Consider the following 15436-nt stretch of genomic DNA (forward strand, 5'->3'; position numbering starts at 1 on the left):
CCGCCACCCCGAGGAAGCGCACGCCCACGGCGTCGCCCGAGCGCACGACGGCGCGGCCGACGCCGTCCCGCACCCGTACCACCAAGAAGCCGGTCACGAACGCCAGGGCCAGCATTCTCGCGATCGAGCTGATGGGCGGCCCCGGCCAGTCCGAGTCGGGAGGCTGCTACATGCCTCCCGTGCACTTCCAGACCTACGTGGAGTCGACCAGGCGCGAGGTGTGGGTCTCCTACGCGTGGCTGGTCGACGGCAAGACCAAGGAGAGCGGCAGGTCCTGGGTGCCCGAGGACGACTACACCGCGTTCGTGACCGCCCGGCAGTACATGCTTCCGGCAGGGCGCCACACCCTCACCCTGAAGGTCAGCTCGCCGTCCGCGACGTCGAAGAGCCTCTCGTTCAGCGTCTGCGCGGTGGAAACCTGGTGACGCCGGAGGCCATCGGCCCGTACCGGGTCGTCAGGCAGCTCGGCGAGGGCGGCCAGGGAGTGGTCTACCTCGGCACGGCCCCCGACGGGACGCAGGTCGCCATCAAGGTGCTGCGGGAGGGCGTGCCGGGCGACGGCCGCTTCGCCAAGGAGATCGCGGCGGCGCGGCGGGTGGAGCCGTTCTGCATCGCGCAGGTGCTGGACGCCTCGCTGGGCGCGCGGCCGTACATCGTGACCGAGTACGTCGAAGGTCCCTCGCTCCAGCGGGCCGGCCTCCACACGGGGGCCGACCTGCAGCGGCTGGCGGTCGCCACGGCCACCGCGCTGGCCGCCATCCACCGGGCGGGCGTCGTGCACCGCGACCTCAAACCCGCGAACGTCCTGCTCGGACGGGACGGCCCGCGCGTCATCGACTTCGGCATCGCCCGTGCCGTGGACGCCGCGGTGACCCGTACCAGCAGCATCGTGGGGACGCCCGCGTACATGGCGCCCGAGCAGTTCCTCGGCGCGGTCGCCGGGCCCGCCGCCGACGTGTTCGCCTGGGGATCGGTCATCGTGTACGCCGCCGCGGGCGCGCCGCCGTTCGGCAACGACTCGCTGCCCGCGGTGCTCAGAAGGATCCAGTACGACGAGCCGAACCTCGGTGACGTGCCCGAACCGCTGCGCTCGATCGTGTACGGCTGCCTGGCCAAGGATCCGGCCGCCCGGCCGGCCATGCAGGACGTGCTCTTCCAGCTCATCAGCGGCCGGCCCCAGGCCAGGGCGGCCGCCCCTGACGACCGGCACTTCCCCGGCAGCGGCCCGGTCCCGCCGCACGACGGGCCACTGATCTCACCCTCCCACGGCGACCCGTCCCACCCCGGTGGACCCTCTCATGCGCCCTACCCAGGCGACCCGGCCCAGGCTCCCTACGCCGGCGGCCCGTCCCAGCCGCCCTATCCCGGTGGGTCCCCCCAGACCCCCAACCTTGGCGGTCCGGTCCAGGCTCCCTTTCCTGGTGGTCCCCCGGTTGCGCCGTCTCCGGTGGGAGGGCGCGGGTGGCCGTCGCCGGAGGGCCCGCACGGCCGGACCGGCCCCACCCGCCCGGTGTCCCGTAACCGGCTCGGCATCGCCCTGCTCGCCGGCGCTACCACGCTGGTCGTGACGGGCGGGCTGGCGGCCGCCTGGGTCTGGCTTCCCACGCCGCCCGGCGACGACGGCGCCACCACCGCCACCGTGGCCGCGCCCTCCTCGCCCACCGGCTCGCGTACGGTCGCGGGGAAGAAGCAGTCGCCCAGGCCGCTGGACCCGTCGGCCGTCCGGCGCACCGGCAAGAAGACCCCGAAGCCCACCAGGACCAGGACCAGGCCCACGCCGGAGCCCACGAGGACCACGTCGAAGCCGTCCGCCCGCCCCACCACCGCCGCACCCACCAGGACGAGAAAGGCGGGCGGGGTGACGTCGGTGTCCTTCGACTACGAGGGCATCCGGATGGGAGGCTGCTGGCGCTACGACATGAACATCTGGGCGAAGGTGTCGGCCACCGGCTCCTACAGTTACCGGTGGCTGCTCAACGGCCAGAGCCAGGGCGCGAAGGTGGGCAACGCGTCGTCGAAGCCGCTTCTGCCGTCGATCGTGTGGAAGAAGGAGGGCACGTACAGCGTCGTCTTCGAGGTGATCGAGCCGGCGCGCAGCAGGAAGAGCGCCACGGTGGACATCTGCGATTTCGACGAGGGCTGGTAGGCGGGCGCTGGCGTCAAGGGGCGGCGGAGGGGCAGGGTGGGCGTGTGATCGTTCCACTATCGGAAGGCAGGCGTTCCCGATGCCCATGATTCCCCGCTTCCACCTGGCCGTGCCCGTCGACGACCTGGACGCCGCGCGCCACTTCTACGGCGAGCTCATCGGCTGCGCACAGGGCCGCAGCTCCGACACGTGGATCGACTGGAACCTGCACGGCCACCAGTTCGTCACGCACCTGGCGCCCGCGCGTACGGAGCGGGTGCACAACCCGGTGGACGGCCACGACGTGCCGGTCCCGCACTTCGGGCTGATCCTGACAATTCCGGAATTTCATGAGCTGGCGGACCGGTTCCGCGCGGCGGGCACCGCCTTCGTCATCGAGCCGTACCTGCGGTTCGAGGGGCGGCCGGGCGAGCAGTGGACGATGTTCCTGCTCGATCCGGCCGGCAACGCCCTGGAGTTCAAGGCCTTCGCCGACGACGCGCAGGTGTTCGCGGCCGGTTGAGCGGCGGGCAGAGCGGGCGCGCGGCCCGTTGCGCCCGGGACCGAGCGGACGCGTACCCGGTTGAGCCCCGGACCGAGCGGGCGCGCGGCCCGGAGTGCGGCGGTTCGGGAGCCGCGCGGCCGGTCACTCGCGGGCGGCGTTGCGCAGCGCGCGGTAGAGCAGGCGCGCGTCGCCCAGGTGGTGGCGGAGCAGCTTCTCCAGGCCGCCGATCGGCACCAGGTTCTGGGGCGCGCGGGGGTCCTTGTAGTCGACCCCGGCCAGCGGTGGCAGCGCCAGGGTCAGCGCGTCGGCGAGCCGCACCACCTGCGCGGGGTCGAGGTCGGCGCCGGCCTCGCAGCGCGCCACGCCCGCCCACGGGGCGGTCGACCTGACGGGCAGGCGCACGTACCAGGCGTGCCGCCGCCAGCTCGTGCCCATGAGGAACACCGGCGTGCGCTGCCCCGGCGCGAGCGCGGCGACCACCGCCGACTGCGGCGACGGCAGGTAGGCGGTGTGGTGGGTCTTGATGTAGCCGACCGTGCGCGGCAGGTGGGTGCGTCCCCGTAGCGGCCCGTCCACCAGCAGCAGCTCGTCGCTCGCCGACCGGTGGCGGACGGCGAGGTCGACCTCCAGCTGGGTGACCTGGCGCTGCAACGCCAGCGACAGCTCCTCGAAGCTGGAGTCGGCGGCCTTGCTGGGGCGGTAGAGGGCGTGGCCGGTCTTCACCTCGGGAGTGTCCGGCGACGCGGAGATCAGCGTGCGGTTGACCTGGATCTCCGCCAGCTCGGCGCCGTCCTGGCCGCACCTGACGATCCCCGCGGCGTAGGAGGCGGCGATGCCGGGCACGGGCATCGCCGCGCCGGGGTCGTGCACCCACACGCGGGCGTCGATCCTGCGCACGCCGTCGGCGACCAGCAGAGTGCGCGGCGGGTCGGCGTCGGGCCCTGGCGTGACGGGTTTCCAGTCGGCGGGCGGGCGTTCGACATCGAGCACCAGCTCGGCGCTGGTGGAGCCCAGCTCGGACAGGGCCTCGACGGCGAGGGCCGCGGCGTAGCCGGGATCCCACGGGTCGACGGTGAAACCGGTCACGTGGCCGCCTTCCGCACGTGGGAGCCCTTGGCGTCGCGCCTGACCTCGAAGCGTACCGGCACCCGCTCGGCCAGCGCGGGGACGTGGGTGACGACGCCGATCATGCGGTCCTGGCCGGCGGCCAGGCGTTCGAGGGTGGTGGCCACCGTGTCGAGGGTGGCCGGGTCGAGCGTGCCGAAGCCCTCGTCGAGGAAGATCGAGTCGAGCCTTCTGGCGACCGCCCCGGACAGCGCCAGGGCCAGCGCGAGCGCGGCCTGGAAGGTCTCTCCGCCGGACAGTGTACGGGCGCTGCGCCGCATGCCCGCCTCGCCGTAGTCGACGACCTCGATGTCGCCGGTCTTGTCGCTGAGCGTCAGCTCGTACTGCCCGTCGGACAGCTCGCGGAGCGTCTCGGACGCCGACGCGACCAGGACCGCCAGGGCCTCGGCGCACAACCACCGTTCGAAGGCGTTGGCGCGCAGGCGCAGGGCCAGCTCGTGGGCGACCTTGGCCTCGTGCTCCTTGCTGGTGATCTGCGCGTCGAGGTCGGCGGCGCGTTTCCGGTCGTCCCTGACGCGGTCGAGCGCGCTCTCCACGCGCGCGGCGGCCCCGGCGACGGCGGCGCCGAGCTGGTCGGGCGAGGCGTCGCGCGGCGGGACGACGCCGTGCTCGGCCAAGCGTTCCGCCAGCTTGCGGCGTTCGCGCGCCAGGGTGTCGCCCGCCTGGGCGAGCCGCTCGTCGCAGGCCGCCAGCGCCGCGTGGGCGGCCTGCGCGGCCCGGTCGCGCCAGCCGAGCAGGTCGGTCCAGGCCCGGTGCAGGTCGTCGCGGGTGAGCGGCGGCGGCGGGTCGTCGTGCCCGCCGGAGACGAGCAGCCTGTCGCGGGCGGACTCGAGGGTGCGCCAGGCGGACTCGGCCTGCCGCTCGATCCGCTCGGCATCGGTGCGTGCGCGGTCGAGCCTGCCCCGGGCGGCGCGGAAGCCGTTGCGGGCCTGGGCCGCGACCTCCTCGGCCTTGGCGATCGCGGCCAGCCGTCCTTCGAGCTCGGCCCGGTCGCCGGGCTCGGGCAGCGCGGCGAGCTCGGACTCCAGCCGGTCGGCCTGCCCGGCCAGCATCGACGCCGACGCCTCGGCCCTGGCGTGGGCGGACCTGGCGCGCTCGGCCCGGTCGCGGGCTCCGGCCAGGGCGCGGTCGGCGGTGCGGATGTCGGCGGGCGGCTCGTGGCGGGGCAGCTCGGCGACCGGGTGCCGGCAGACCGGGCAGGGCTCGCCCACGGCCAGCCGGGGCGCGAGGTGGGCGGCGGCGTGGGCGTCGCGCAGGCGTTCGCGCCGGGTCTCCGCGGCGGCCAGCGCCTGCTCCGCGGCCTGCCGCTCGGCGGCCAGGCCCGGCAGGGGCTCCGCCGCGGCCACCGCCTCCGCGCGGGCTCGGGCGGCCTGCGCGGCATGCCGTTCGCGGGCGTCCAGGGCGGCCAGCGCCGCCCTGGGCGCCCCGCGGTCGCCGAGCGCGGCCAGCGCTTCGTACGCCTCGTGGTCGTCGGCCTCCAGCGTCGCCACCTCGGCGGCCAGCGCCTCCACCGACTCGGCGGCGGCCCGCCTGGCCGAGGCCAGCGTCGGCACCGCGTCCGGCATCCGCAGCGACGCCAGCACCGACCGGCGTTCGGCCACGGCCGCGCGCTCCTGCTCGGCCCGCCGGATGTCGGCCTCGCGGGCCCGCAGCAGGTCGAGGTCGGCGCCCATGGTCTCGGCCAGCCGCCGCAGCGCCGCCAGCCGGTCGGCCAGCTCCTGCTCGGCCTCCGCCGTGGCGCCCGACAACTTGCCGAGCTGATCGCGGGCGAAGGCGGCGTCGCGTTTGGCCTGCTCCTCCTCCTGCACGGCCCGCTGCCTGATGAGCTCGTAGACGTCGGCGTCGAGCAGCTGCACCAGGAGGTCCTGCCGCTCGCGGGGCGCGGCGTGCAGGAACTCCGCGAAGCGGCCCTGCGGCAGCACCACGCACTGGGTGAAGAACCGGTATTCCAGCCCGGTCACCCGCTGCGCCTCCGGGGTGACGTTCTCGCCCTCGGCCAGCGGCTTGACCACCGCGTCGTACGCCGTCTCCAGCGGCGCGGACGGATCGAGCTCGTCGATCCGCGCCTCCTTCGTCCGCACCGCGCCCTTGCTGTCGCGCACCATCGCCCTGACCACGCCGTAGCGCCGGCCGCCGCTCTCGAAGACCAGCGCCACCTTCCCCGAGGACACCGAGGGCGCCAGGGCGTGGGCGATGACGTTCTCCTTGCCCCAGCGCGGCACGGTGCCGTAGAGAGCGAAGCAGATCGCGTCGATGATCGTGCTCTTGCCCGCGCCGGTCGGGCCGACCAGCGCGAAATACTCGGTGTCGGAGAAGTCGACGGTCACCGGCTCGCGGAAGCTGCCGAAGTGGTCGAGCTGGAGCAGCAGCGGGCGCATCAGCTGGTCACCTCGTCGTGCAGCCGGTCGAACAACGCGGCCACCTGGTCGTCGTGCCGCCCGGTGGCGGTGAGATATTCGCGGAACAACTCGCGGGCGCCCCGGTCGGCCGAGCCGGCCCTGCGCGTGGCCGGCACCGGTCTGAACCGTTCGTCCAGCATGACGTCGACGGCCCCGGGCAGCAGCTCGCGGACGTCGTCGGCCAGGCCCACGCGGGGTTTCTCCTCGACGATCACCTTGAGCCAGTCGTCGCCCCGCTCCAGGCCCTCCAGCTGCTCCAGCGTGCCGCGCACCGTACGCAGCCTGCGGGCCGAGCCGAACGCCAGCTCCCGCACCACGGCCGGGCGGCCGGGCGTGACCTCCACCAGCAGCGCGCCGGGGGTGTTGCCCTCCTCGCCGAAGTCGACGGCGAGGGGAGAGCCGCTGTACCAGATCGGGCACGGCCCCGGGATCTGCTGGCGGCGATGGAGGTGGCCGAGGGCGGCGTACTGGGTGGACGGCGGGAAGGCGGTCGGCTCGAAGTAGTAGGAGAAGATCGACTGAGCCTGCCGCTCCCCGCCGCCGAAAGCGCCGCCGGGCAGCGTGCCGTGCGTGGTGACCAGGTTGACGGTGTCGCCGTGGAAGCCGGCCGTCAGCGCACCGATCAGCTCGGAGATGCGGGCGGCGTAGTCGCGGTTGTGCTCGGCGGCCGTGCCGGCCAGCACCTCGGCGGCGCGTACGACGTAGCGGTGCGACAGGAAGGGCAGCACGGCCAGCCGCACCGGCTCGCCCGAGCGGGCGGTGAAGGCCAGCGTGCCGCCCGCGTCGGGGCGGCGGAAGGAGCCGATGACGTGCAGGCCCAGCTTGCCGAGCACCGGCCGGTAGACCTCGAGCAGCTGCGGGTTGTCGTGGTTGCCCGCCAGCACCACCACGTCGCGGCCGTCGCCGCGCAGGGCCATGAGCGCGTTCAGCACCAGCGCCTGCGCCTCGGGCGTGGGCGCGGAGGTGTCGAAGAGGTCGCCCGCCACGATGACGGCGTCCACGTCGTGGTCGCGGACGGCGGCGACCAGCTCGCGCAGCACGGCGCGGTGCTCGTCGAGGCGGGAACGGCCCTTGAGCACCTTGCCCACGTGCCAGTCCGCGGTGTGCAGGATCTTCACGTCATCACCTGTGATCAGAAGGGCGGGATGTCTTCTTCGACGCCGGGCAGCCCCTGGAACGGATCGCCTGAGGCCTTCTCTGCGGCCGGGGCCGCCGCCTCCGCGGGCCGGGTCGCCCACGCGGGGAAGGGGAAGGCGACGGCCAGCGGCACCGGGATCTCCGGCTGGGCGACGAACATGGTGCCCGGCTTGGCGATCGTGGCGCGCTCGCGGACGGCCGGGGGCAGCCAGCCGTACTCCGACCTGGCGGCCTCGGCCGGGTCGAGCCGGCCCGCGACGCGTACGGCGCTGTTGGAGACGATGCGGCGCTCCACCTCGGAGGCGGTCTGCTGGGCGCCGATGAGGATGACGCCGAGCGAGCGGCCCCGCTCGGCCACGTCGAGCAGGATCTCCTTGATCGGCGAGTCGCCCTCGCGCGGCGCGTACTTGTTCAGCTCGTCCAGCACGACGAACAGCAGGGGCCTCGCGGTGCCCGACGACTCCTTGCGGTGGAACTCGCCGCGCAGCACCACGCCCACCACGAACCGCTGCGCCCGCTCCGGCAGGTTGTGCAGGTCGACGATCGAGACCTGGGCGTCGGAGGTGCTGACGGTGTGGTTGCGGTAGAAGGGCAGGTCGCCGCGGACGATCGGCGAGAGCGGGCGCACCGCGCTGCGCAGCCGGCGCAGGAAGGCGTTGACGGTGCCGAGCGGGGTCTGCGCGCCGGTCCACTGCTGGCGCGTGCCCTCGTCCTGCAACTGGTCGGACAGCAGCTCGACCAGGTCGGCGAACGTGCGGGCGGCGGTGCCCTGCACCATGACGGCGCCGCCGTCGCCCACCGGCTCGGCCCACGCCTTCAGCCGGGCCGCGACCTGCCCGACCAGCAGCGAGTAGCCGGCCCGCTCGTCGTCGGCGTCGGCGAAGACGAACCGCAGCAGCTCCTCCTCGCAGAACTCGACCAGCGTCCAGTAGAAGGAGCTCACGCCCTGGGTGCGGGCCGAGACGTGGGGCACGCCGTTGGCGTCGCCGGGGCGCGGCGGGGCGAAGACGTGCACGCTGCCGAACGGCCGCGCGGGCAGCCCGAGCCGGGCGTAGATGGCGCGCGCCCCTTCGTCCAGCCGGAGGTTGTCGTGGTCGAGGAAGAGCAGGTCCTCCCCCTTGACGGAGAAGATCAGCGCCTTGGTGTTGGCCGACTCGGCGTCGAGGACCCCCGAGTTGAAGATCGAATAGAGCAGGAACGTGGCGAAGGAGGTCTTGGTGGCCACGCCGGACACCCCGGAGATCGACACGTGGGCGCCTCGGGTGCCGTCGAGGAAGTCGAAGTTGGCGTACATCGGCCGGCCGTCGCGGCCCATCCCGATCGGGATGCGCCGGTCCATCACGTCGAAGTAGAGCGCCTGCTCGCGGTCGTCGGACCCGGCGAGATGGACCTTGGCGCCGGGCAGCGGCGGCACGAACACCTCGGGCTCGACCCTGGTCACCCGCACCTCGGCCACCTCGACCACGGCCGCGGGCAGCGCGCCGTCGGCGATGAGGAAGACGTCGGAGTCGTAGGCGGCGCCCTCGTGCCGGGCCTCGACGGTCGTCACCACGCCCGCGACCAGCACCGGACCGTAGCCGGGCACGTCGCGCCTGGTCACCACCACGTCGTCGAGCTGGACGACCTTGCCCGGCTCCAGGCCGACCCAGAACGACAGCGGCGAGGCCGCCTGGGTGCCGAGCACCCGCCCGACCGCGTCTCCCGCCGCGGGTGCGGCCTCCTCCACCGCCTGGCTCGCCCCGTTGACCGTCACGAATCCCTCCGCCCCCAATGATGCCCTTCCATGGGAGCGTAGTAGGGGTCGACCTGTGCGTCCGCTCATCGGGCGTCCCGGCCGGAAACGGAAACGTAACGCGCCGACCGGTACATCACTCGTATGAACACACCCCTTTCACGGCGTACGTTGCTGGCCGGCGCGGGCGCGGGAGCCGTCGCCGCGGGTCTCGGCGTGCGGGCCGCCTGGAGCGACACCCCGCGGCGCCGCAACGCGACGCCGCCGAACATCCTGCTCTTCACCGTCGACGACATGCACGGCGGCTCCCCCGGCTGCTTCGGCGGCCGGGCCGACCTCACGCCCAACATCGACCGGCTGGCCGGCGAGGGCGTCGCCTTCCACCGCGCGCACGTGCCGATCGCCCTCTGCCAGCCGAGCCGGTCCGCGTTGATGACCGGCCGTTTCCCCCACCGCAACGGCGCCGAGGGCTTCGAGGACATCGCCGCCGGCGTGCCGATCCTGAACGAGCTGCTCCAACCGCTGAACTACCTGACGGGCATCCTGGGCAAGGTCGGCCACCTCGGCCCGGCGGATCGGTTCGCCTGGGATCTGAGCGTCCTTCCGGACGAGCAGCTGGGCATGGGGCGCAACCCCGCCGACTACGCGCGGCACGCGACGGAGCTGTTCGACCGGGCGAAGTCCGAGGACCGGCCGTTCTTCCTGATGGCCAACTCCGAGGACCCCCACCGGCCCTTCAGCGGCAGCGCCGCCGAGCAGGAGAGATTCAAGGACGTCCTGGACGAGATCGCCAAGCCGTCCAAGGTGTACGGCCCCGACGACGCCGAGGTGCCCGGGTACCTGCCCGAGTTGCCGGAAATCCGCCAGGAGGTCGCGCAGTACATGAGCAGCGCCCGGCGCGCCGACGACACGCTGGCCGCGGTCCTGGCCGCGCTCGACGCGTCAGGGCAGGCCGACAACACGATCGTGATCTTCATGTCGGACAACGGCATGGCGGTCCCGTTCGGCAAGGCGAACGTGTACGAGCAGTGCACGCGTACCCCGCTGATCGTCCGCTGGCCCGGCGTGACCGGCGCGGGCCGCACCGACGACGAGCACTTCGTGTCCACGATGGATCTCTTCCCCACCCTGTGCCTGGCCGCGGGCGCCACCGTCCCCGAGGGGCTGGACGGTCGCGACCTCACCTCGCTGCTGAAGGGCGGCAGCCAGTCAGGGCGCGACCGCGTCAACACCGTCTTCCACGAGTCCAGCTCGGATCAGCGCTACGACATGCGCGGCGTCCACGACGAGCGCTGGAGCTACATCTGGAACGCCTGGTCCGACGGCAGCCTGAACTACCGGGCGGAGAACATGCAGGGCCTCACCTGGCCCGCGATGCGCGACTCGACGGACCCCGCGGTCGCCGCGCGTGCGCAGTTCTACCTGCTCCGCGTCCGGGAGGAGCTGTACGACCTCGCGAACGACCCCCACGCGCTGAACAACCTCGCCGACGGGGGCGCGCCCGAGGCGCTGGCGCGCCAGCGCGCCGCCATGGACGCGTGGATGGGCTCCACCGGCGACCCGCTGCACGACCAGTACAGGGAGGAGGTCATCAACGCGTGACCCACGCTCCATGAACCATCATGGATCACGTGAAAGTGATCGTGGTGGGGGCGTCGGGGACCGTGGGCGGGCCGTCGTGGCCGCCCTGAGCCCTCGCCACGAGGTCGTCGCGGCCTCGCGGCGGGGGCGGTCCAGGTGGACCTCGAAGACGGGAAGTCACTGGACGCGCTGTTCGTTCCGTGACGAGCGGCATTCTGCCCGGCTCACGCTCGGTGCGTGGTCACGGGCAGGGCCGGCAGGACCGCCCCTGGCGCGGCTCCTGGATCGGCTGCCGCGCGCGTCCGACACCGTTGAGGCGGACCCGTTCTCTCAGCGTGGGCGGCTGAGTGCGGCCTCGGCCAGATCCGTCCATTTCTCGGCCGCGGAGTGGGGCACGACCACCCAGTCCTTCATCGCCCTGCCCTGCCCGGAGGGGTCGAACAGGGACGCACCGGCCAGCTGGAGCGCGGCCGTGTGTTCAGGGGTGTCCCGGACCAGCCGGAACACCATCGCGCCGTCGCGCTGCAGGCTCGCGAACACCTTGCCCGCCTGATCTTTGAGCGCGGGACTCCCCATCATCCTGGAGACCTGCACGCCCAGGTCGGCCAGCTCGGCGCCGACCTGCTGGAAATCCTGTTCCGCGCTCATCGTCAATTCGGTCCCCAACTTCGTGGTGGCGTTGTCGAGCGGCTCGTCCCGAGAAGCGTATCTTTCGGCGGCCGGGCAAGGCCCCGTAGGCTGACGCCGGTGGCCGCAGATGTGATCGTCGCCCGGGTGGAATCCCTGTTGTCCCGTCACCGTTCCGCGCCCGTGACCGTGGCCGGGTGGCGGCGGCTCGAGCCCTACGCCATCGCGCGGGCGCGCCTGGAGGGCGGGGAGCGGGTGATCGTCAAGTGGATGCGCCCGCACCCGGGCGCGGCCCGTCACGCCACGTCGCAGCGGCTGCGTACCGAGGTGGCCGCGCTGCGGTTCCTCTCCGACGACCTGGCGTCCGGCCTGGCGCCGCGGGTGATCGCCGCCGACCTCGACGCGGAGCTCGTCGTGCTGGAGGACCTGGCCCCGCGTACGGCGCTGGACGGGCTGCTGCGTGCGGAGGGCGCCGCCACCCATGCGGACCGGCTGGCCGCCTTCGCCCGCGTACGCGGTGAGCTCAACGCCGCCACGGCGGGCAGGGCTGGACTCTACGGCGCGCGCAGACGCGCTCTCGGACCGGCCGGCGACACCGAACGGTTCGCCGGGTTCCAGGAGGAGGGACGCAGGCAGGCGGCCCTCCTCGGCGCGCCGATCGAGGGCGGGGCGGAGCGCGAGCTCGCCGCCGCGCTGGAGGAGCTGGAGCACCCGGGCCCGTTCCTGGCGCTGAGCAACGGCGACCCCGAGGCCAACAACGTTCTCGTGCACGCGACGGGCGACCCGGACGCCCGCCTCATCGACTTCGAGTTCGCCGGCTACACGCACGCGCTGCACGACGCCGTCTGCCTGCACGTCCCCGGTCCGGGCTGGGTGTCGGTGGACGCCGCCCTCGCCGGCGGCTACCGCCGCGCCCTGGCCGCCGGCGTGCCCGAGGCGGAGGACGACCGGCGCTACGGCTTAGGACTGTCCGCCGCCTGCTTCTCCTACGTCCTGGTCCGGCTGGAACGCGTCGCCAGGGTCGGGGCCCGCCCGCCGGGCGACGGGAGCCGCGTCCAGCTCGTCGCCACCCTGGAGGCCGCCGCCCGCACCGCCGACGAGCACCGCAGCCTGCCCCGCCTGGCCGGCTGGGCCCGCCGGGTGGCCGGCCTGCTCCGCCGCCGCTGGCCCGACGCGGACCTCGACCTCGACGACAGGACCGTGTTCCCGCCCTACACGCCCCGCCGACGGTGAACCCGCGTCTGGCGCCCGTGCGGACGGCCTCCGGCCCGCGGCCTCATCCTCAGGGTTCGCGACGCGGCTCGGAACCGCCCGGCCCGAGAGCGGCGAGGTTGGCGGAGATGGTGTCGGCGTCGACTCCTGGCTCGTCGGTGTGGTCGGTGCCGAGCTTGCTCAGGATGGCCAGTGCCTGGGACCAGTGGTGGCGAGCGTCCTCGTGCCGGCCCAGCGCGGCGTGGGCGTGGGCGAGACCGTCGTGGGCCCGGGTCTGGTCGCCCGGCTGGTCCAGGTCCGCGGCGAGCCGCAGGGCCTCCTGGTGGCTGTCGAGCGCCTGGTCGTGATGGCCCTGCTCGTGCCGCAGCCGGCCCGTGCCATGGATGGCCTCGAACTGCCAGTTGCGGTTGCCGAGCTCGCGTGCGAGGTCGAGGGCGCGCTCGTAGCAGGCATCGGCCTGCTCGTATCGTCCGCCGATGCGGTGCATGTCGCCCAGCGAGATGAGGCCGTCGAGTTGGCCGAGCCGGTGCTCGGTGCCGTTGGCCAGTTCGAGGGCCCGGGTGAAGCGGTCGGTGGCCGCCTCGTATTCGCCGCGGCCGAGATGGACGTGGCCGAGCGCGAGCAGTGTGCGCACCTCGCCGGTGCGGTGGCCGGTCTCCCGAGCGATGTCCAGGGCCTCGGCGAGGGAGTCGGCTGCTTCGCCGTGTTGTCCCACCATCCGGTGGATGTGGCCGGCCCCGATCAGGGCGTCCAGTTGGCCGCTGTGGTGGCCGGTCTCGCGGGCGATGGCGAGCGCCTGCGCGAAGTTCTCGATCGATAGGGTGTGCTCCCCGTGGACGGCGCGCAGCAACCCCAGGGAGTTCAGGGCCCGCAGTTCTCCTGAGCGATGCCCTGTCGCGCGGGCGATGTCCAGAGCGCGTACGTTGTCCTCGATCGCGGTTTCATAGCGGCTCTGCCGGTGACGGATCTCACCGAGCGCGATGAGAGCCTCCATCTCTCCCGTGCGGTCGGCGGCGGTGCGGGCGGCTGCCAGCGCACGTGTGCTGAGGGTTTCGGCTTCCGGATTGCGGCCGCGGATGCGCAGGCACCGATGCAGGGTGGCCGACAGGTGCCGGATGTGGCGCAGATAGCCGTGCTCGGCCGCGTGCTGGGCGAGGGCCAGCAGGTTGGGCAGCTCCGCCTCCAGCCATTCCTCAGCGTCGTCCATCGCGGTCAGGGGCCCGTCGCCCGGCGGAAGGCGCGGCCTCATGTCGGCCTCGTAGGGGTAGAGGCGGTCCATGGCCGCTGTGGCGGCCCGGCTGTAGTGGTCGAGTAGGCGGTTGACCGCGGCACGCCGTTCCGCCTCCGGTTCCTGACCGGCCAGCGCGGCGGCATGAGCGCGGATGAGGTCGTGGAAGCGGTACCGGCCGGGCACCGGCTCCTGCAGCAGGTTTCCCTCAAGCAGCCGGTCCAGCAGGCCGGCCGCCTGGCCCACGGAGGTGGCCAGCAGCGCGGCCGCCGCGTCCGGGGCGATGTCGGTACCGGCGTGCAACCCCAGCAGCCGGTACGCGCGCTGGTCGGCGACCGCCAGCCCTCGGTAGGAGAGATCGAGCGCCGCGGTGACACTGCGCTCCCCGGCGTGCAGCTCGCTCAGCCGGCGGTGATGCTCCTCCAACCGTGCCAGCAGATGCCCCACGCTCCACGTGGGATGCGCCTTGAGCCGGGCTGCGGCCAGCCGGATCGCCAGGGGCAACCGCCCGCACCGCCGGGCCAGCTCCGCCAGCGCCTCTGGCGGCTCGCCCGCGACTCGCTCGTGGCCGGCGGTACGCGTCAACAGCGCGACCGCCTCGGCCGGCGGCAACACGCCGACCGGCACCGTACGCGCGTCGTCCAGGCCGACCAGCCGCCGCCGGCTGGTGATCAGAACCAGGGAACCACCCGAACCGGGCAGCAGCGGCCGTACCTGCGCCTCGTCGGCGGCGTTGTCCAGCACGATCAGCATTTTCCGGTCCGCCAGCAGGCTCCGGTACAGGGCCGCCCGGTCGTCGGCGTGCTGGGGGATGGACTCGCCCGGCACGCCCAGCACCGCGAGGACCCTGGCCAGCGCCTCGGCCGGACCCACCGGGACCATGCCGTGCGTGTATCCGTGCAAGTCGATGAACAGGTCGCCGTCGGGAAACCGGGGGGCGAACCGGTGCGCGGCGTGTACGGCCAGCGCCGTCTTGCCCACGCCCGCCATGCCGTCGATGGCGGTGATCACCACCGTGCCCGCCGTGCCCAGGTCGCCGGTGTCGTCGAGAGCGGCGAGCTCCCGCTCGCGCCCGACGAACGCCACCACGTCGGCGGGCAGGTGCCGCAGCGGCGCCCGCGCCGGACCCGGACTCTCCGGAGCACTTCTCGCGGCGTGGATCAGCATTGCCAGCTCCGCGTCGTCCAGACGCAGCGCCTCGGCCAGCAACCGCACCGAAGTGCCGCGTGGCCGTCGCAGCTCTCCGGCCTCCAGCCGGCGGATGGTACGGGCGTTGAGCTTCGCCCGTGCGGCCAGCTCTTCCTGGGTCAGCAGCGCCCGCTTGCGCCAGTCCCGCAGCAGCGTCCCGAACGCCGTCGGCCGCTCCCCCGCAGCGTCCGCGTCGGCACCGCCACGCTTGTCTGAGGACATCAACGCATCTCCGATGGTCGCCGCTCTCCGAGGGCCATTGTCATACGGCCGGAGACCTGCGGCAAAACCGTTTACGCGATGCGTGCCGAAGAGCCACGATCGGCCGGACGTCCCGGGCGACGGAGGATCGCCGCGCGGAGCTGCCCAGGACGACGACCGGACATGAGGCGGCCATTGACGGGGCCGGCCTGACCGCCGGCGGGAGGTGAGGGCGGGGGCGACGCCCCGCTAGATCGCTGATGTGAATTTGGGTTAGTGGTCGTAGGCGGTCAGGGACCGTTTCACGGGTGCGTCGGTGTTCCAGTTGTGCCAGATTGCGGCGTTGAGGGCGAGGATGCGTTGGCTGATGCGTGCC

Annotated in this window: 11 protein-coding genes and 1 pseudogene; 5 read left to right on the plus strand and 7 right to left on the minus strand. The window is 73.5% G+C overall.

The features are described 5' to 3' along the window. From E1292_RS51875 to E1292_RS44255, 3 genes are all read left to right on the plus strand, one after another. Positions 1 to 425, plus strand: a 425-nt coding sequence (locus tag E1292_RS51875; protein WP_165975056.1) for a hypothetical protein, incomplete at its 5' end; no start/stop codon positions are given. Then, positions 422 to 2146 (plus strand): serine/threonine protein kinase, encoded by a 1725-nt coding sequence (locus tag E1292_RS44250; protein WP_165975057.1) that lies wholly within the window; start codon positions 422 to 424, stop codon positions 2144 to 2146. The genes E1292_RS51875 and E1292_RS44250, both read left to right, overlap by 4 nt. A gap of 79 nt (positions 2147 to 2225) precedes the next feature. Next, the gene (locus E1292_RS44255) at positions 2226 to 2648 is read left to right on the plus strand and encodes a VOC family protein (protein WP_132605706.1); all 423 of its coding nucleotides are present in this window, start codon (positions 2226 to 2228) and stop codon (positions 2646 to 2648) included. A gap of 123 nt (positions 2649 to 2771) precedes the next feature. On the opposite strand, the gene E1292_RS44260 is transcribed toward E1292_RS44255, so the two are convergent. Genes E1292_RS44260 through E1292_RS44275 form a run of 4 tightly spaced genes read right to left on the minus strand, consistent with a single transcriptional unit; the run spans position 2772 to position 9044 of the window. Beyond that, positions 2772 to 3716, minus strand: a complete 945-nt coding sequence (locus E1292_RS44260) for a hypothetical protein (protein ID WP_132605708.1) — start codon at positions 3714 to 3716, stop codon at positions 2772 to 2774. Then, a complete protein-coding gene (locus E1292_RS44265; RefSeq protein ID WP_132605710.1) occupies positions 3713 to 6133 on the minus strand; it encodes an AAA family ATPase in 2421 nt (806 codons plus the stop codon). Before E1292_RS44265 ends, E1292_RS44260 begins: the two co-directional genes overlap by 4 nt. Next, complete coding sequence (locus E1292_RS44270; RefSeq protein ID WP_132605712.1) at positions 6133 to 7272, minus strand: exonuclease SbcCD subunit D; 1140 nt, start codon at positions 7270 to 7272, stop codon at positions 6133 to 6135. The genes E1292_RS44265 and E1292_RS44270 overlap by 1 nt, the downstream gene beginning before the upstream one ends. A 14-nt stretch (positions 7273 to 7286) precedes the next feature. Beyond that, positions 7287 to 9044, minus strand: coding sequence for an ATP-binding protein (locus E1292_RS44275; RefSeq protein ID WP_132605714.1), 1758 nt, complete (start codon positions 9042 to 9044; stop codon positions 7287 to 7289). A gap of 123 nt (positions 9045 to 9167) precedes the next feature. Between E1292_RS44275 and E1292_RS44280 the strand changes: the two genes are divergently transcribed. Further along, the gene (locus tag E1292_RS44280) at positions 9168 to 10625 is read left to right on the plus strand and encodes a sulfatase family protein (RefSeq protein ID WP_132605716.1); all 1458 of its coding nucleotides are present in this window, start codon (positions 9168 to 9170) and stop codon (positions 10623 to 10625) included. A 309-nt stretch (positions 10626 to 10934) separates the two neighbouring features. On the opposite strand, the gene E1292_RS44285 is transcribed toward E1292_RS44280, so the two are convergent. After that, positions 10935 to 11252: a hypothetical protein gene (locus tag E1292_RS44285; protein ID WP_132605718.1), complete on the minus strand. Its 318-nt coding sequence runs from the start codon at positions 11250 to 11252 to the stop codon at positions 10935 to 10937. Between the two features lie 99 nt (positions 11253 to 11351). Here E1292_RS44285 and E1292_RS44290 point away from each other — a divergent pair, with 99 nt between their 5' ends. Continuing rightward, positions 11352 to 12464 carry a phosphotransferase family protein gene (locus tag E1292_RS44290; RefSeq protein ID WP_220447365.1) on the plus strand — a complete coding sequence of 371 codons (1113 nt, stop codon included), beginning with the start codon at positions 11352 to 11354 and terminating at the stop codon, positions 12462 to 12464. Between the two features lie 49 nt (positions 12465 to 12513). Here E1292_RS44290 and E1292_RS44295 read toward each other — a convergent pair whose 3' ends face one another. Beyond that, positions 12514 to 15081 (minus strand): ATP-binding protein, encoded by a 2568-nt coding sequence (locus E1292_RS44295; RefSeq protein ID WP_132605720.1) that lies wholly within the window; start codon positions 15079 to 15081, stop codon positions 12514 to 12516. 252 nt (positions 15082 to 15333) lie between these two features. Continuing rightward, positions 15334 to 15436, minus strand: a pseudogene (locus E1292_RS56235) (IS982 family transposase); the annotation flags it as partial.

Source organism: Nonomuraea deserti (assembly GCF_004348685.1).
Classification (GTDB): domain Bacteria; phylum Actinomycetota; class Actinomycetes; order Streptosporangiales; family Streptosporangiaceae; genus Nonomuraea; species Nonomuraea deserti.